This window comes from Haemophilus parainfluenzae, assembly GCF_014931375.1.
In the GTDB taxonomy this organism is placed as follows: domain Bacteria; phylum Pseudomonadota; class Gammaproteobacteria; order Enterobacterales; family Pasteurellaceae; genus Haemophilus_D.
This window is the reverse complement of the sequence record NZ_CP063117.1, coordinates 1046721-1063533: the sequence shown is the minus strand read 5'-3', so window position 1 is coordinate 1063533 and position 16813 is coordinate 1046721. Positions and strand designations below refer to the sequence as shown.

Sequence of the window (16813 nt, the reverse complement as noted above, 5' to 3'; positions counted from 1 at the left end):
TTAGCCTGCCCCAAACATAATGGCAGTTAAGATGAAATCGAGCCCAAGTACCACAAGTGATGCGTGGACAACCGTTCTGGTTGTGGCTTGACTGATACCTTCAGATGTTGGAATACAATCATAACCATTGAATAACGCAATCCACACCACCGCAATGGCGAAAAATACGCTTTTAATAAATCCGTTTAGAATGTCATAGCTCCAGCTCACTGCATTTTGCATCACTGACCAGAAGCTACCGGCATCTACACCTTTCCAATCCACACCAACAAGCGAGCCACCCCAAATACCAATCGCGGTAAAGAGAATCGCAAGAATTGGCATCGCAATCACGCCCGCCCAAAAACGCGGGGCAATCACACGACGTAGTGGATCGACTGCCATCATTTCAAGGCTGGAAAGTTGTTCTGTGGCTTTCATTAAGCCAATTTCAGCCGTTAACGCTGAACCTGCACGCCCCGCAAATAAAAGTGCGGTCACTACTGGGCCTAATTCCCGTAATAAAGACAGCGCCACAAGTTGTCCAAGGCTGGTTTCTGCAGAAAAATCCACCAAGACCACATAGCCTTGTAAGCCTAACACCATCCCAATAAATAAACCTGAAAGCAGGATAATTAATAAAGACTGTACACCTAATGCGTATAACTGCTTCACTAATAAAGGAAAATGCTTACGAATTTGTGGTTTACCGACTAACGCACCAAACAACATAAAGCCTGATCGGCCTAATGCACGGAAAAATTTAATTACGCTTCGTCCAAGTGAAGAAATCATATCAACGATCATTTAAATAATTCCTCCACATAATCTTTTGCTGGATAATGGAATCTCACCGGACCATCCGCTTCGCCTTTTAAGAACTGAACCACTTGAGGATCTTGGCTCGCGAGCAGTTGCTCTGATGTTCCTTCGGCTATCACATGTTTATCCGCAATAATATAGGCATAATCCGCAATGCTTAATACTTCCTGAACATCATGGGAAACCACGATAGAAGTTAAATTCAATGCTTCATTCAAGCGTTTAATTAAGCTTACGATCACGCCCATGCTGATTGGATCTTGCCCTGTAAACGGCTCATCAAACATAATTAAATCCGGATCAAGTGCAATCGCTCGAGCCAATGCGGCACGACGCGCCATCCCACCAGAAAGCTCCGAAGGCATTAAATCTGCCGCACCGCGTAAGCCCACCGCTTCTAATTTCATCAACACAATTTGACGAATTAGACTTTCCGGCAAACGGGTATGCTCGCGAATCGGAAATGCCACGTTATCAAACGTGGAAATATCCGTAAATAAAGCGCCTGATTGGAATAACATTCCCATGCGTTTACGTACTTCGTAAAGCTCGCGATTTGAAAGACGACAAATATCTTGTCCATCAAACAAAATCTCGCCTTGTTCAGGATATAACTGACCACCGATTAATTTCAGTAACGTGGTTTTCCCGATCCCTGATGGCCCCATAATAGCCGTAATCTTGCCCTGTTGGACTTTCAAATTCAGGTTATCGTAAATCACACGCTCACCTCGTTTAAAGGTCAGGTTTTTGACTTCGATTAGATTTTTATTCATTAAAATCTCATTGGTTTTACAAGAGAAAATTTATTTTCCTCTCACGTTAAAAAAGTGCGGTCGTTTTGACTGCTATTTTTGTGAAAGGTTCAAGCGGCGTTTTAATAACGTCGTGAAGCCTCGTAATAACACAAAAATCAATGACAACACATAAATAGGTAAATTACCCAGTGCAGCATAAGGCGTTTTGCCTTCTGTTGGCACCATTTTATGGGTCAGTGTGGTTTCCTCAAATTGAGGCGCTTGCGCTTCAATGTTGCCTTTTGCATCAATAAACACTGAAATCCCTGTATTCGTTGCACGAATTAATGGTTTACCTAATTCGAGTGCACGCATTCTAGCCATTTGTAAATGCTGCCAAGGGCCAATGCTATCACCAAACCATGCATCATTGGAAATAGTCAGCAAATAATCCGTTTCTTTTTTCAGATTTTCACGAAGTTGCTCACCAAAAATAATTTCATAACAAATAGCTGGTGCAAAAGCATGTTGCTTCGCCATAAATGACGGCTGTACTGCATCGCCACTTTGGAACGCAGACATTGGCAAATTAAAGACAGAATTAAGTGGACGCAACAAACTTTCTAACGGCACGTACTCACCAAATGGCACGAGATGATGTTTGCTATAACGATTTTTTGTCGTCAACTCATAAGGGAAATCAGGATTCCCTGCCGTCACAATCGAATTTAATAATTTACCACTTTGCTCATCGCGATATACGGTACCAATCATCACTTCCGTGTTTTTCTCTTTCGCGACTTTATCTAAAGCTTCAAAAAATGGCGTAATCGCATTTTCAAGGGTAGGCAATGCCGACTCGGGTAAAATAATCAAATCAGACGTGCCTAAATGCGCCAAAATTTGTTTTTGATAGATATCCACCGTTGCGTAAAGATATTCAGGATCCCATTTTAAATTTTGCTCAATATTACCTTGTGCAAGCGTGACAGTTAGTCCTTTACCGTCTTTGGGTTGAACAAAATTCACCTTACCTGCATAAGCACTTAATCCACCCACAACCAATAATAGCAATGCATTCACACTGACTAAATTCCATTGTTTTTTCGATAGTGAAAAAACAAGATTAAAAATGACCGCACTTGCCCAAACGGTAAAGAATGTCAGCCCCGTGACACCAAAGATCGGCGCGATGCCGAAAAATGGACTGTCGATTTGGGTATAACCAAATTGTAACCAAGGAAAACCAGTAAACACCCATCCACGCAAGAATTCAGTCAATGTCCAAATCGCAGCAAAAATGACCGCACTTTGCACCTGAAAACGCTGCACGAAATAAGTGAAAAGCATTGGATAAAGTGCAAGATAGGCAGAAAGCAAGCCCACCAAGAGATAACTCACGCCAAGGGATGCTCCACCAAATTGATGAATGCTGACATTCAACCAACTTACACCAAAACAGAAAAAGCCCATCGACCACAAAAAAGTGGCCAAAAGTGCGGTTGATTTTTTGGCATTTTTTGCCACAAAAAGCAATCCGCCCAAGGATACATAGGCTAATCCCCAATAATCAAACGGTGAAAAGGCAAATACGCCAATTACGCCAGAAATCAGGGCTATAAGATAAACGACTAATTTATTCATTTTATCAATACTATAAAAAAATATTCCCCCTCTTCAGCAAAGAGGGGGCTTAGAATACAGTCAGGCTAAACAACTTATTCAGCTTGTTCTTCCACGCCTTCCATATCCGATAAATGCTCATCTGGCACGGTTACACGTACCTGAATTAAACGGCGGCTATCGGCAGAGGTCACTTTAAATTGAATATTTTCTAAGGTGATTTCTTCACCGCGCTTAGGCAAATACCCAAAGGCTTGCATGATTAAACCGCCAATGGTATCCACTTCTTCATCATCAAAATGCGTATTAAATTGCGCATTAAAATCATCAATATCCGTTAACGCACGCACCGCATAAGTATGACGAGAAAGCTGACGAATATCGGCGACATCTTCCTCATCAAATTCGTCTTCAATATCACCAACAATTTGCTCTAATACGTCCTCAATGGTGACAAGACCAGATACCGCTCCAAACTCATCCACCACAATCGCCATATGAAAACGTTCTGAACGAAACTCTTTTAACATTCTATCCACGCGCTTACTTTCCGGCACAACAATGGCTGGACGAAGTAAGGCTGAAAGATCAAAGGCTTCCGCATCTTCACGTAAAAATCGGAGTAAATCCTTTGCGTGCAAAATACCTGCAACATTATCACGATCATCCGCATCAGCTATAACAGGAAAACGTGAATGTGCAGATTCAATAATCGTGTTCAAACACGCATCAAGATCTTGATTTGATTCAATAAATACGATTTGAGAGCGTGGAATCATGATATCGCGCACACGAAGCTCGGCGATTTCCATTACCCCTTCAATCATCTCACGAGTGTTTTGATCGATTAAATCGTTTTGTTCTGAATCGCGAATCACTTCCACGAGTTCTTCACGATTTTTCAGCTCACCTTGGAAAAAGCGGCCAATAAGTGATTGGAAAAAAGATTTTTTAGTTGTTTCAGTTTGATTACTCGAATGTTCTTCGTTCATAAAATTAAATATGTTACTGTCGGATTGACTGTGTAAAAAGTAGCATATTTTGACAAAAATCGCAAAAAACTTAAGCTAAATGGCTGAAAATAAAGTGCGGTTAAAAACACCATAGTTTTTAACCGCACTTCAATTTTAACTGTTGTTATGATTCCTTCTGCAGGTAGAAAGAGCTTCTATAGCTTATGCTTATTTATACGCATCCTCTGAATCGATAATTTCTACGTAGTCCGGATCTGGTATTGGTTTTTGTATGAACGCCAACCATCTTTCTAAAAGATAAGTTAGTTTCTTACGAGGTATTAAATACTCTGTATGATCGCTTTTATCATCAATTTCATCGTATTTATCTAGAAGAATCAAATAACGAATCCTTAGTTGCACAGATAGGAGCTAGTTTGCCAAAAGAATCACAATATCCAAATTCAACTATCATTATTGCCCTCTTATAGGATAAATACTTAGAACATTTTACTTGTTGTCTAACGAATTAATCCATTTATTAAAAAACACAATTTGTTCATCTACGGAAGAAGTCAGTTCACTATCTTCAGGAGAAAAAATAAAAACTAAATCTTCAAATGTAGCTTGTTTACCAAGTTTGTATTCATACACTTTTACAGCTTTTCCCATCTGTAGTAGCATGCGCGATGGATAAGCATTTCGTTTATATCCTTTACAATGTAACAATATATCAGGATATTGTTTTTTTAATCTAGATAAACAATCCCAAAAATTATCCTCTACAATACAAATTTTCATACCAAAACATTCAAAGGATATTTGGCATCGATCATTATCAACATATCCAAAATAAACAGGGAAAAATCCTGCATTACTTCCTTTAGATATTTTAAGCATCGTTTTTTCAAAGGTGCTTTTCATTTGTGATTTTTTACCTCTAGTAAAATATTACGAATTAAATGTCATTAATGTATTTCTCATACATTTTGTGTAATTACATATAAACAAAGTGCGGTTAAAAACACAATAGTTTTTAACCGCACTTTCCTTTTCAAGGATTACCTATTTAAACCTAAACTCTGTCCACTGGTAATAGCGTTCACCAGCTTTTTGAATACCACCATAATTCTGCCATTCTGGGTGGTTTGGGGTATCGGGAAGGCATTGCGTTTCAAGGGCTATACCGCTGAAATCTTGATAAGTGCTACCTTCACGAGTTGGGGTGCCTGCAAGATAGTTTCCCGTATAAATCTGTAATGCTGCTTGGGATGTGAGTACTTCAAGGCTTAAATCTTCATTAGGGGAAGTCAATAATACGCAAGGCCTTTGCCATGCTTTATTGACAATAAAGGAATGATCATAACCTTTTGTTACTACTTGATCACCTTGTTGGAAATCTTGTGCGATGGGTTTTGCCACACGAAAATCAAAGCTGGTATTCACCACATGCTTAAGTGGTGAATTTGGGATGCCTTCGCCATCAACCGGTAAATAGAAATCCGCATTAAGGCGTAATGTATGATTTCTCACATCACTACCCTGTTCAGCATTTTCTAAATTGAAATAAGCGTGGTTTGTTAAGTTCAGCGCGGTATCTTTATCACTTTCGGCTTCGTATTCAATTTTTACGCTATTTTCATCGGTCAGCGTGTAAAGCACATTAACTTGTACATTGCCTTCAAAACCTTGATCACCATCAGGAGACACAAGAGAAAAACGCACAAAATTCTGACCGCACTCTTCGACTTTCCAACGGCGTTTATCAAAACCTTCTTTACCACCATGTAATTGATGTTTGCCTTGATTCGCAACCAGCTGGATTGTTCGCTCACCCAATTCAAATTTGGCGTTAGCAATACGGTTCGCATAGCGTCCTACGCTTGCCCCCAAATAAGCAGCTTGATTAGGATAATCTTCCACTTTGCAGCCGAGTAAAACTTCTCGCAACTCACCATTCACTGGGACTTTACAAGAAAGCCAAGTGGCTCCCCAATCCATAAATTGCACGGTCATGCCATTTGAATTGGTGAGTTGAAGAAGTTGATAAGGCTGTCCATCTGGTGCATTGAACGCCGTTTTTTCTAGCATAGACTCACTCCTTGTGAGGCAGTGCAAACGTAGAAATCTTCTTTTAAACCTGTTTGTTTTTCATAATTATCAGCAATAATTTTACGCACTTCTTCAACTTTATCATGAGGAGCAAGGGCAACAATGCAGCCACCGAAACCACCGCCTGTCATTCTCGCGCCACCGGTTTTACCAATCACTAATTGAGCAAGTTCCACAAGATAATCGATTTGTGGCACGGTAATCTCAAAATCATCACGCATGGATTCGTGAGATTGCCCCATTAATTCGCCTAATTTTGTTAAATCGTTATGTTTTAATGCTTCAACCGCATCAAGTACGCGTTGGTTTTCAGTCACCACATGGCGTGCACGTTTGGCCACTAAAGCATTAAGTGCGGTCAATTCTGCTTCTCTTTTTTGGAATTCTTCTACTGACACATCACGTAACGCTTTTACGCCAAAGAATTCTGCAGCTTTTTCACATTGCCAACGGCGTGTATTGTATTCGCCTGTCACCAAATCATGCGGTACATTTGAGTTCACAATAATAACAGCGACATCTTTCGGCACAGGCGTTGGTTGTGTTTCTAAGCTACGGCAATCAATCATTAAGAGATGATCTTTTTGCCCTAAAGCGGAAATTAATTGATCCATGTTCCCGCAATTTGCGCCTACAAATTTGTTTTCAGCTTTTTGACCAATTAAAGCAATTTCGGTATGGGTTAAAGGTAAATCACTGAGTTGTTGGCAGAACTTGCCTGTCGCCACTTCAAGGGCGGCGGAAGAGCTTAAACCAGAAGAATGTGGCACATTTCCGGAAATCACCAAATCAGCGCCTTGTTTAAATTGCGGGCAACGTTCCTGAATAAATTTCACGACACCACGCACATAATTCGCCCATTTTTGCTCACTTTGAGGAAAATCTTCATTAAGAGAAAAGGTATCCTCAAGATCAAGATCTGCGGCATAAACATTCCAAATATGATCAGCACGTTTTGATCCCGCAATGGCTGTACCATAATTGATCGCACAAGGCATCACAAAGCCATCATTGTAGTCGGTATGTTCACCGATAATGTTTACACGACCTGGCGCATACACAGTCAGTTCAGGTTGCTTGTTATATTTTTGCGTAAAAATGTGTTGGGATTTTTGGACTGGAGTCATATTATTTTCCTTTATCTTTCACACTCCCTCTTAACTCAAGAGGGAAATTATTGCTTAACGTTCTTTATAATGTACTTCGCTTAACGCACGTAATCTTTCTGCGGCTTGTTCTGCGGTGAGGTCACGTTGGCTTTCACCTAGCATCTCATAACCCACCATAAATTTACGTACTGTAGCTGAACGCAATAATGGCGGATAAAAATGCGCGTGAAGCTGCCAATGTTCGTTATCTTCGCCATTAAATGGCGCTGCATGGAAACCCATTGAATAAGGGAAAGACGTTTCAAATAAGTTATCGTATTTTGTTGCCAGCTTTTTCAATATCACGGCAAGATCTTTGGCTTGAGCATCGGTTAATTCTGTTAAGCGTTTAACATGCACTTTTGGCAATAACAAGGTTTCAAACGGCCACACTGCCCAGTAAGGCACCACTGCAACCCAATGCTCGGTTTCCACCACAATACGTTCTTTTTTTTCTAATTCTTTTTGAACGTAATCCACTAAAAGGACAGAACCATGCTTTTCATAATAATTTCGTTGAGCAACATCTTCACGCGCGACTTCATTCGGCAAAAAGCTGTTTGCCCAAATTTGTCCGTGCGGATGTGGATTGGAGCATCCCATTGCCGCACCTTTGTTTTCGAAAATCTGTACCCACTGATATTTTTGACCCAGTTCACGCAATTGCGCTTGCCACACTTTAATCACTTCTTCAATTTCAAGTGCGGTCAATAACGGCAATGTTTTGCTGTGATCTGGCGAAAAACAAATAACACGGCTTTCACCACGAGCTTGGCTCATTTGGAAAAGCGGATCGGCTGATTGCTCTGGCGCTGGTGTATCTTCTAATAAAGCCGAGAAATCATTTTTGAATACATAAGGTTTATGGTAATCCGGATTAGGTTCACCGGTAATACGCTTATTACGTGGGCAAAGATAACAATTTGGATCGTGGCTTGGCTTTTGTTCCTCACTCACTTTTTCTTGTTGCCCCTGCCATGGACGTTTAGCACGATGTGGCGAGACTAAAACCCATTGGTCAATTAACGGATTATAACGACGATGCGGATGATCTGTCGGTTCAAATACGGCTTCGCTCATATTTTTGCTCCAAAATGTAAACGATTACAAAATTTTCTTCATAAGATAACAAATTAAAAAAAATAAACCGTGATCATTATCACAAAATCAGGAAATAAGGCACCAGTCCAATCTCTTTTTTGTGACGAATGTAGCATTTTTGAAAGTAACCGCTTTCAATTTTATTCAAATTTACTATGATAATTAGTATGAAAAAATGAATGAGAGCCCAGTTATGCCTACAATTCGAGATGTTGCTGAATTAGCTTGCGTGTCGGTTGCTACTGTTTCCCGGGTGATTAATCACTCTCCATCCGTGAGTGAAAAAACCCGTTATTCGGTACAACGTGCAATGGAAGTCTTAAATTATCAACCCAATGCAAATGCACAAGCTTTGGCCGTGCAAAATACTGATACCATTGGCGTGGTGGTTACCGATGTAACGGATCCGTTCTTTGCTATCTTGGTCAAATCAGTCGATAAAGTGGCTGAAGAGCATCAAAAAACGATTTTGATCGGCATTGGATACCATCATGCAGAAAAAGAGCGTGAAGCCATTGATACCTTGCTACGCAAGCGTTGTAGTTGTTTAGTCGTTCATTCCAAAGCCCTTTCTGACGAAGAATTACGTCATTATCTCGAAAATGTACCGGGTATGGTTGTGATTAACCGTGTGATTTCCGGTTATGAAAATCGTTGCGTCAGTCTTGATAACCGACAAGGTACCTATCTCGCGACTGAAATGCTGATTCGTTATGGTCATAAGCACATAGCCTACATTGGATCTAATCATGGTATTTTAGATGAAACCGAACGTAAAGAAGGTTATTTGGCCGCTTTAAGAGATCATCACTTTCCTATTGTCGAACAAGCCATTGTGCATAATTCGCCTGATTTTGAAGGCGGTGAAAAGGCGATGATTGATTTATTGAGCTACAACTCTAACTTAACAGCGGTTGTAGCCTATAATGACACGATGGCTGCGGGAGCAATTTCCGTTTTAAATGAAAACAATATCAAAGTGCCGAAACAGTTTTCCATTGTGGGCTTTGACGATATGCCAATTGCTCGATATTTGATTCCGAAGCTTACCACCATTCGATATCCAATTGATTTAATGGCAAATTATGCGGCAAAACTGGCATTAAGCTTAGTTGATTCGTCTATTGTTACACCGACTGTTGTCCAATTTAATCCAACCTTGGTGAGACGTTTTTCTGTAGAAAATGCAATGAAACCGTGATGGAGATCACAAATTTAAACATTGCTATGTAATCGTTTTCATTTATGTGAGTTTGATCACAGATTAACAATTTTGATTTCGTTATGATGGATTCAGTTGCAATAGATGTAAGCAACATTCCTCTATTTGGTATATAAAAATCAACAATAAAATCTCTTTCTCTAATAGGAGCGTTTTTATGAAAAAAACAGCAGTATTAAGTGCGGTCGCTTTAGCAATCGGTTTAGGTTCAGCAACTTCAGGTTTCGCAGCCGATAACCGTATTGGTGTTACCATTTATAAATATGATGACAACTTCATGTCATTAATGCGTAAAGAAATCGATAAAGAAGCGAAAGCCCTTGGCGGCATTGAGTTATTGATGAATGACTCTCAAAATGCACAATCTATTCAAAACGACCAAGTAGATGGTTTGCTTTCTAAAGGTGTAAAAGCCCTAGCCATTAACTTAGTAGACCCAGCTGCAGCTTCAACTGTTATCAACAAAGCGAAACAAGATGACATTCCTGTTGTGTTCTTCAATAAAGACCCTGGTGCAAAAGCTATCGGTAGCTATGAGCACGCTTACTATGTTGGTACCGACCCTAAAGAATCAGGCTTAATCCAAGGTGATTTAATTGCAAAACAATGGAAAGCAATGCCAGCCTTAGACTTAAATAAAGATGGTAAAATCCAATATGTATTATTAAAAGGTGAACCAGGCCACCCAGATGCGGAAGCACGTACTAAATATGTGATTGAGCAATTAAATGCTAAAGGTATTCCAACCGAACAATTATTTATTGATACCGGTATGTGGGATGCAGCTATGGCAAAAGATAAAGTGGATGCATGGTTGTCTAGCTCTAAAGCTAACGAAATTGAAATGATCATTTCAAACAATGACGGTATGGCGTTAGGTGCGTTAGAAGCAACCAAAGCACACGGTAAAAAATTACCAATCTTTGGTGTGGATGCATTACCAGAAGTACTTCAATTAATTAAGAAAGGCGAAATTGCTGGTACTGTGTTAAACGATGGTGTTAACCAAGGTAAAGCAGTTGTTCAACTTTCAGCAAACCTTGCTAACGGTAAAGCAGCAACAGAAGGTACAAAATGGAAATTAGAAAATCGTGTTGTACGTATTCCTTATGTTGGTGTGGATAAAGATAACCTAAGTGAATTCTTAAAATAAGAAAATCTATTGCTTTTCTTTAATTTTAGGGGGAAAGGAAACCCAAATTCCCTTTCCCCTTTTTTGATGAGGTTGGATATGACAACTCAAACCCAAGACAGTGATGTACTACTGACGATGACAGATGTCAGTAAGTCTTTCCCCGGTGTAAAAGCCCTTGATCACGCCAATCTAACAGTTCGTTCTCACTCTGTTCATGCCTTAATGGGCGAAAACGGGGCGGGTAAGTCGACATTATTAAAATGCCTCTTCGGAATTTATGCAAAAGACGAAGGTGAAATTTTATTCTTAGGCAAACCTGTTGATTTTAAAACATCAAAAGAAGCCCTTGAAAATGGGATTTCAATGGTTCACCAAGAACTTAACTTGGTGCGTCAAACTAGTGTAATGGATAACTTATGGTTGGGTCGCTACCCACTTAAAGGTCCTTTTGTGGATCACGCCAAAATGTATCGTGATACCAAAGCGATTTTCGATGAATTGGATATTGATGTTGATCCAAAAGAAAAAGTGGCCAAACTTTCCGTTTCACAAATGCAGATGATCGAGATTGCGAAAGCGTTCTCTTATAACGCTAAAATCGTAATTATGGATGAGCCAACATCCTCACTTTCAGAAAAAGAAGTGGAACATCTTTTCAAAATTATTCAAAAATTAAAAGATCGCGGTTGTGGCATTATCTATATTTCACACAAAATGGATGAAATCTTCAAAATTTGTGATGAAATCACCATTCTTCGTGATGGTAAATGGATCAATACCGTTCAAGTTAAAGGCACCACCATGGAAGAAATTGTTTCAATGATGGTAGGCCGTGAATTAACACAACGTTTCCCTGAAAAAACTAACGTACCAAAAGAAATCACGCTTGAAGTGGAACATTTAACTGCGGTGAATCAACCTTCCATTCAAGATGTTTCCTTTAATTTACGCAAAGGTGAAATTTTAGGTATTGCAGGTCTTGTTGGTGCAAAACGAACTGATATTGTGGAAGCCATTTTTGGTGTACGCGAATTAAAAGAAGGGACGATCAAACTCAACGGAAAAATCGTGAAAAATCATACCGCACTTGAGGCGATTAACCACGGTTTTGCTTTGGTGACTGAGGAACGTCGTTCAACCGGGATTTATTCAAACCTAAGTATTGAATTTAACTCTTTGATTTCAAATATGAAATCTTACCTTACCCCATGGAAATTGCTCAGCAACAAAAAAATGGCGAGCGATACGCAATGGGTAATTGATGCGATGAACGTGAAAACACCTTCTCACAAAACAACGATTGGATCGCTTTCTGGTGGTAACCAACAAAAAGTCATTATCGGCCGTTGGCTTTTAACCCAACCAGATATCTTAATGCTCGACGAACCAACTCGTGGTATTGATATTGGGGCAAAATTTGAAATTTATCAGCTCATTCAAGAACTCGCTAAAAAAGATAAAGGCATCATTATGATTTCATCAGAAATGCCGGAACTATTAGGCGTAACAGACCGAATTTTGGTCATGAGTAATGGTCGTGTTGCCGGCATCGTTGAAACGGCAAAAACGTCTCAAGAAGAAATTTTGCAACTTGCCGCAAAATATTTATAAATCATAAAGGAACAAATTATGAGTGCCTTACCAAAAAATAAATCATTCGATTTCTTAAAACAAAATGCGATTTATTTTGTGTTGTTGATTTTACTTGGCATCATCATCGCACAAGATCCAACATTCTTGAATGTTCGCAACTTTAGTAACATTTTAACTCAATCATCCGTCCGTCTCATTATCGCCCTTGGTGTTGCAGGCTTGCTTATTACTCAAGGTACCGACTTATCAGCCGGTCGCCAAGTCGGTTTAGCAGCGGTTATTTCTGCTACCCTCTTGCAGTCAATGGAAAACATGAACCGCGTGTTCCCGGATTTAGGTGAAATTCCTATTCCTGTAGTTATCCTGACTGTTTGTGCGGTAGGTGCTGTAATCGGCTTAGTGAATGGTTTAGTTATCGCTTATCTCAATGTAACCCCGTTCATTGCAACCATGGGTACCATGATCATCGTTTACGGTTTCAACTCACTTTATTATGATGGCGTAGGTGGCTCACCAATTGCTGGCTTCAGTGAATCTTTCTCTAACTTCGCACAAGGTTTCTTCAGACTTGGTTCATTCAAATTATCCTACATCACTATTTATGCGGCGATTTGTGCATTCTTAGTTTGGGTGATGTGGAATAAAACACGCTTCGGTAAAAATATCTTTGCTATCGGTGGTAACCCTGAAGCAGCAAAAGTATCGGGCGTAAACGTAGCGCGTAACCTTGTTGTGATTTACATGATTGCAGGTATGTTCTATGCATTCGGTGGTATGTTAGAAGCAGGTCGTATCGGTAGTGCTACCAACAACCTTGGTTTCATGTATGAATTAGATGCGATTGCTGCCTGCGTAGTAGGCGGTGTATCTTTCGCTGGTGGTGTGGGTACTGTTATCGGCGTAATCACGGGTGTTATCATCTTCACCGTTATTAACTACGGTTTAACTTACATCGGTGTAAACCCTTACTGGCAATATATCATTAAAGGTAGCATTATCATCCTCGCGGTTGCTATCGACTCCTTAAAATACGCGAAGAAAAAATAATTAAAAACAACGATAAAAATAACCGCACTTTAGCAATAAAGTGCGGTTTTATTTTGAGGTAAATTCTTAAAACAAAAAAGCGAGCCTCTCTGCTCGCTTTTTTTAATTGAATCGATTACTCATATTCATCTAACCATTTCAACAAAATCGCTTCCAGAATACTCTCATTAGATTTCATTGGATCATCATCAAAACCGTCTAGTTCACAAATCCACTTATGCAAATCCGTGAAACGTACCGTTTTAGGATCTAAATCTGGATTACGATCATACAGCTCTTCTGCAATAAGTTGTGCATCAGTCCATTTCATTAGTGAGCCGCCTCATTCGCATGGTTAATATTATATTTAGGGATTTCCACCACTAAATCTTCATCGCCCACGACACATTGGCAAGAAAGGCGGCTATCCATTTCTAAACCCCATGCTTTATCTAACATATCTTCTTCTTGATCGCTGGCTTCATTCAATGAATCAAACCCTTCACGAATGACGACATGGCATGTTGTACAAGCACAAGAACCATCGCAAGCGTGATGAATTTCAACACCCGCATTATGCGCTACTTCTAATAAGTTGTCGCCTGCTGCTGCATCAACCACCATACCCTCTGGACAGAATTCTTCATTCGGTAAAAAAATCACTTTTGGCATATTACTTTCCTCAATATAAAAAACTCATTAATTTATAACCGCACTTTATTTCTCAATATCTGATACAGATTTACCTGTCAGCGCTTGATTAATGGATTTATTCATTCGTCTTGCCGCAAATTCTTGAGTCGCGATATCAAGGGCTTTAATCCCTTGAACAATAGCATGACGATCTGTACCTTCTTTTACATCCATTAATTGTTTCAATGCATTTTCAATTTGGTGGAATTCGGCTTCGGTTAATAATTCCGCCCCATCTTGCTGTAAGGCCACAATCACGCTTTCAATCACACGATCAGCCTCAACACGTTGCTCAGCTAATTCACGTGCTTGCATATCATCTTGTGCATTATCAAAAGAAGCTTTAATCATTGCCGTTACTTCTTCATCCGTTAAACCATAAGAAGGCTTAATTTGAATCGATGCTTGGACTTTTGTGGATTTTTCCATAGCAGTCACACTTAATAAGCCATCTGCATCCACTTGATAAGTCACTCGAATATGAGCCGCGCCTGCCACCATTGGCGGAATACCACGCAACGTAAAACGACCTAAAGAACGGCAATCATCCACCAACTCTCGTTCACCTTGTACCACATGTACAGTCATTGCAGTTTGACCATCTTTAAAGGTAGTAAATTCTTGCGCGCGAGCCACTGGAATCGTGGTGTTACGTGGAATAATTTTCTCCACTAAACCGCCCATGGTTTCAATGCCTAAAGAAAGCGGCACAACATCGAGTAACAACATATCACTGTCATTCTTGTTGCCCACTAAAATATCTGCTTGGATAGCTGCACCTAAGGCCACTACTTTATCTGGGTCGATAGAGGTTAATGGGGTTTTACCAAAGAATTCGCCTACTTGTTCACGTACGTAAGGCACGCGAGTTGAGCCTCCAACCATAACCACTTCTTGCACGTCTTCAGCTTCAACATGCGCATCTTTCAATGCTCGACGGCAGGTTAATAAAGAACGTTTTACCAATGAGTGGATTAATTCATTGAATTGCTCACGACTTAACTCACCTTCAAATCCGCGCCAAGAAATGACCGCACTTTGCTCACTCGTTAAAGCAATTTTAGTTTGTGTGGCTAAACTTAAAAGTTCACGTTGCTCATTCACATTTTGTGGTTGAATACCCGCTTGTTCAATAATCCAATCGGCAATTAAATGGTCAAAATCATCACCACCTAAAGCGGTATCCCCACCTGTTGCTAAGACTTCAAATACACCTTTAGACAAGCGTAAAATTGAGATATCAAAGGTACCGCCACCTAAGTCATAAACAGCAATGACACCTTCTTTTCCGCTATCTAAGCCATAAGCCACTGCTGCAGCAGTGGGTTCATTTAATAAACGTAATACATTTAACCCTGCAAGACGTGCCGCATCTTTTGTACTTTGGCGTTGAGCATCATCAAAATAGGCAGGTACGGTAATCACCACGCCAGAAAGCTTACCTGCAAGTCGTTGTTCTGCAATATGATTTAAACGAGATAAAATATCCGCAGAGACTTCAATTGGGCTTTTTTTACCTTGATGTGTCACCAATAATGGCAACCCATTTTCACTTGCCACAAACTCATAGGGTAAATTGGTATAACGAGATTGCACATCATCAAGGCTACGTCCAATCAGCCGTTTCACAGAAATAATCGTATTTTTAGGATCAATTGCAGCTTTTGCAAATGCTTCTGTACCAACAAGTTTTTCATTTTCACCATAGTAGACGACTGAAGGCACAAGGCTTCTGTCTTGTTCATCATTCAAAATGGTGGCTTGACCGCTACGCACTGCGGCAACTAAAGAGTTTGTTGTACCTAAATCAATCCCTACCGCAAGACGATGTTGATGTGGTGCAGCCGTTTGTCCTGGCTCTGCAATTTGGAGTAATGCCATATCTCTTTTTATCTCTAATAATTAATTCGTTAAGGGCTCGTTATGCCACTGAATAAGCTTGTGCAAATTTATCTTGTTCAGTGAAACTTGCGTTGTAATGGGTTTCAATGTTGACTTCGCGTCGTTCACGCTGATTAATATAAGTCGTCTTATCTTCTGAAAGCTCTGGTGTAAAAACAATCATGTGGTTACCATCGAGTTGTTTTACATCTTCTTGCCAATTTTGCCAAAATAGATTTTGGTAAAATGCTTCAATGTCACCATTTAATGCCCAAGCTAAGAAATCCGTATAGGTAAAATTTAAATCATGCCAAGTTAAATCTTTTGGCGAAAAATAATAAATCTTGCCAAGATTAGAACCTAAAGAGCCACCATTTAAAGCAAAATAACCACCAATGACATCGTCCGCAACAAGCAAATATTTTGGTTTATCACCTGATTGATTAAAGGATTTGCTGAAATTCCAGTCCATTAATCCACGTGGTAATTTAAAACTGCCTGACCCCAATATACGCAACCAACCATGATGGATTAAAATGCCGCCAGTTTCATAAATGACCGCTCCCATTGGAGAAGAAGTGGGCATTTGCATGGTGAAAAGCTCACGTTCTGCGCTAGATTGATCTTTTTTAATCACATCACAATGATTACGAGCATGCTCAATCCATTGGGAAATGGTTCCCCAAGCAGATTTTGAGGCATCAGTCAGTTGTTCTAAAGTTTGCATAATCGAGTTTCATTAGTATGAGGGCCGCTGCCCATTTATCAATAGCGAAAAGGGCGTATTA

General features: G+C 39.9%; 17 protein-coding genes. 4 read left to right on the top strand and 13 right to left on the bottom strand.

The features are described from left to right. From mlaE to galT, 9 genes are all read right to left on the bottom strand, one after another. Positions 1 to 786, bottom strand: coding sequence for a lipid asymmetry maintenance ABC transporter permease subunit MlaE (mlaE, locus tag INP95_RS05180; RefSeq protein ID WP_005699256.1), 786 nt, complete (start codon positions 784 to 786; stop codon positions 1 to 3). Continuing rightward, positions 783 to 1577: a phospholipid ABC transporter ATP-binding protein MlaF gene (gene mlaF, locus INP95_RS05175; protein WP_178162649.1), complete on the bottom strand. Its 795-nt coding sequence runs from the start codon at positions 1575 to 1577 to the stop codon at positions 783 to 785. The genes mlaE and mlaF overlap by 4 nt, the downstream gene beginning before the upstream one ends. 72 nt (positions 1578 to 1649) lie before the next feature. After that, a complete protein-coding gene (gene lnt, locus INP95_RS05170) occupies positions 1650 to 3182 on the bottom strand; it encodes an apolipoprotein N-acyltransferase (protein ID WP_197560261.1) in 1533 nt (510 codons plus the stop codon). Between the two features lie 74 nt (positions 3183 to 3256). After that, the gene (gene corC / locus INP95_RS05165) at positions 3257 to 4153 is read right to left on the bottom strand and encodes a CNNM family magnesium/cobalt transport protein CorC (RefSeq protein WP_049371519.1); all 897 of its coding nucleotides are present in this window, start codon (positions 4151 to 4153) and stop codon (positions 3257 to 3259) included. Between the two features lie 189 nt (positions 4154 to 4342). Beyond that, a complete protein-coding gene (locus tag INP95_RS09940; protein ID WP_365991418.1) occupies positions 4343 to 4537 on the bottom strand; it encodes a DUF5376 family protein in 195 nt (64 codons plus the stop codon). Positions 4538 to 4624: 87 nt separating this feature from the next. Beyond that, complete coding sequence (locus tag INP95_RS05155) at positions 4625 to 5038, bottom strand: hypothetical protein (protein ID WP_197560259.1); 414 nt, start codon at positions 5036 to 5038, stop codon at positions 4625 to 4627. Between the two features lie 141 nt (positions 5039 to 5179). Then, entirely contained in the window at positions 5180 to 6205 is a 1026-nt protein-coding gene (gene galM / locus INP95_RS05150) for a galactose-1-epimerase (RefSeq protein ID WP_197560258.1), read from the bottom strand. Next, a complete protein-coding gene (gene galK / locus INP95_RS05145) occupies positions 6199 to 7353 on the bottom strand; it encodes a galactokinase (protein WP_070591462.1) in 1155 nt (384 codons plus the stop codon). Before galK ends, galM begins: the two co-directional genes overlap by 7 nt. Positions 7354 to 7407: 54 nt before the next feature. Next, a complete protein-coding gene (galT, locus tag INP95_RS05140) occupies positions 7408 to 8454 on the bottom strand; it encodes a galactose-1-phosphate uridylyltransferase (protein ID WP_197560257.1) in 1047 nt (348 codons plus the stop codon). A 214-nt stretch (positions 8455 to 8668) separates the two neighbouring features. Here galT and INP95_RS05135 point away from each other — a divergent pair, with 214 nt between their 5' ends. The 4 genes from INP95_RS05135 to mglC all read left to right on the top strand — a co-directional run bounded on the left by INP95_RS05135 (position 8669) and on the right by mglC (position 13472). Continuing rightward, positions 8669 to 9676, top strand: coding sequence for a substrate-binding domain-containing protein (locus tag INP95_RS05135; RefSeq protein WP_197560256.1), 1008 nt, complete (start codon positions 8669 to 8671; stop codon positions 9674 to 9676). 178 nt (positions 9677 to 9854) lie between these two features. Then, entirely contained in the window at positions 9855 to 10850 is a 996-nt protein-coding gene (mglB, locus tag INP95_RS05130; RefSeq protein WP_049366365.1) for a galactose/glucose ABC transporter substrate-binding protein MglB, read from the top strand. Between the two features lie 78 nt (positions 10851 to 10928). Continuing rightward, a complete protein-coding gene (gene mglA / locus INP95_RS05125) occupies positions 10929 to 12443 on the top strand; it encodes a galactose/methyl galactoside ABC transporter ATP-binding protein MglA (protein ID WP_070591467.1) in 1515 nt (504 codons plus the stop codon). 18 nt (positions 12444 to 12461) lie between these two features. Next, positions 12462 to 13472 carry a galactose/methyl galactoside ABC transporter permease MglC gene (mglC, locus tag INP95_RS05120; protein WP_049373959.1) on the top strand — a complete coding sequence of 337 codons (1011 nt, stop codon included), beginning with the start codon at positions 12462 to 12464 and terminating at the stop codon, positions 13470 to 13472. Between the two features lie 115 nt (positions 13473 to 13587). On the opposite strand, the gene iscX is transcribed toward mglC, so the two are convergent. Genes iscX through INP95_RS05100 form a run of 4 tightly spaced genes read right to left on the bottom strand, consistent with a single transcriptional unit; the run spans position 13588 to position 16752 of the window. Further along, complete coding sequence (iscX, locus tag INP95_RS05115; RefSeq protein WP_049366368.1) at positions 13588 to 13782, bottom strand: Fe-S cluster assembly protein IscX; 195 nt, start codon at positions 13780 to 13782, stop codon at positions 13588 to 13590. After that, positions 13782 to 14123 carry an ISC system 2Fe-2S type ferredoxin gene (gene fdx / locus INP95_RS05110; RefSeq protein WP_005696659.1) on the bottom strand — a complete coding sequence of 114 codons (342 nt, stop codon included), beginning with the start codon at positions 14121 to 14123 and terminating at the stop codon, positions 13782 to 13784. The genes iscX and fdx overlap by 1 nt, the downstream gene beginning before the upstream one ends. Positions 14124 to 14168: 45 nt before the next feature. After that, on the bottom strand, positions 14169 to 16025 hold the full coding sequence (hscA, locus tag INP95_RS05105; RefSeq protein ID WP_197560255.1) for a Fe-S protein assembly chaperone HscA: 1857 nt from the start codon (positions 16023 to 16025) through the stop codon (positions 14169 to 14171). A gap of 40 nt (positions 16026 to 16065) precedes the next feature. Beyond that, a complete protein-coding gene (locus INP95_RS05100) occupies positions 16066 to 16752 on the bottom strand; it encodes a DUF2625 domain-containing protein (protein ID WP_197560254.1) in 687 nt (228 codons plus the stop codon). Between the last annotated feature and the right edge of the window lie 61 nt (positions 16753 to 16813).

Coding starts and splice junctions, on each gene's coding strand:
- mglA (WP_070591467.1), top strand. CDS start 10,929: ATGACAACTCAAACCCAAGACAGTGATGTACTACTGACGATGACAGAT.
- mglC (WP_049373959.1), top strand. CDS start 12,462: ATGAGTGCCTTACCAAAAAATAAATCATTCGATTTCTTAAAACAAAAT.
- galM (WP_197560258.1), bottom strand. CDS start 6,205: ATGCTAGAAAAAACGGCGTTCAATGCACCAGATGGACAGCCTTATCAA.
- iscX (WP_049366368.1), bottom strand. CDS start 13,782: ATGAAATGGACTGATGCACAACTTATTGCAGAAGAGCTGTATGATCGT.
- galK (WP_070591462.1), bottom strand. CDS start 7,353: ATGACTCCAGTCCAAAAATCCCAACACATTTTTACGCAAAAATATAAC.
- INP95_RS05100 (WP_197560254.1), bottom strand. CDS start 16,752: ATGCAAACTTTAGAACAACTGACTGATGCCTCAAAATCTGCTTGGGGA.
- corC (WP_049371519.1), bottom strand. CDS start 4,153: ATGAACGAAGAACATTCGAGTAATCAAACTGAAACAACTAAAAAATCT.
- mglB (WP_049366365.1), top strand. CDS start 9,855: ATGAAAAAAACAGCAGTATTAAGTGCGGTCGCTTTAGCAATCGGTTTA.
- fdx (WP_005696659.1), bottom strand. CDS start 14,123: ATGCCAAAAGTGATTTTTTTACCGAATGAAGAATTCTGTCCAGAGGGT.
- INP95_RS05135 (WP_197560256.1), top strand. CDS start 8,669: ATGCCTACAATTCGAGATGTTGCTGAATTAGCTTGCGTGTCGGTTGCT.
- mlaF (WP_178162649.1), bottom strand. CDS start 1,577: ATGAATAAAAATCTAATCGAAGTCAAAAACCTGACCTTTAAACGAGGT.
- mlaE (WP_005699256.1), bottom strand. CDS start 786: ATGATCGTTGATATGATTTCTTCACTTGGACGAAGCGTAATTAAATTT.
- galT (WP_197560257.1), bottom strand. CDS start 8,454: ATGAGCGAAGCCGTATTTGAACCGACAGATCATCCGCATCGTCGTTAT.
- hscA (WP_197560255.1), bottom strand. CDS start 16,025: ATGGCATTACTCCAAATTGCAGAGCCAGGACAAACGGCTGCACCACAT.
- lnt (WP_197560261.1), bottom strand. CDS start 3,182: ATGAATAAATTAGTCGTTTATCTTATAGCCCTGATTTCTGGCGTAATT.
- INP95_RS05155 (WP_197560259.1), bottom strand. CDS start 5,038: ATGAAAAGCACCTTTGAAAAAACGATGCTTAAAATATCTAAAGGAAGT.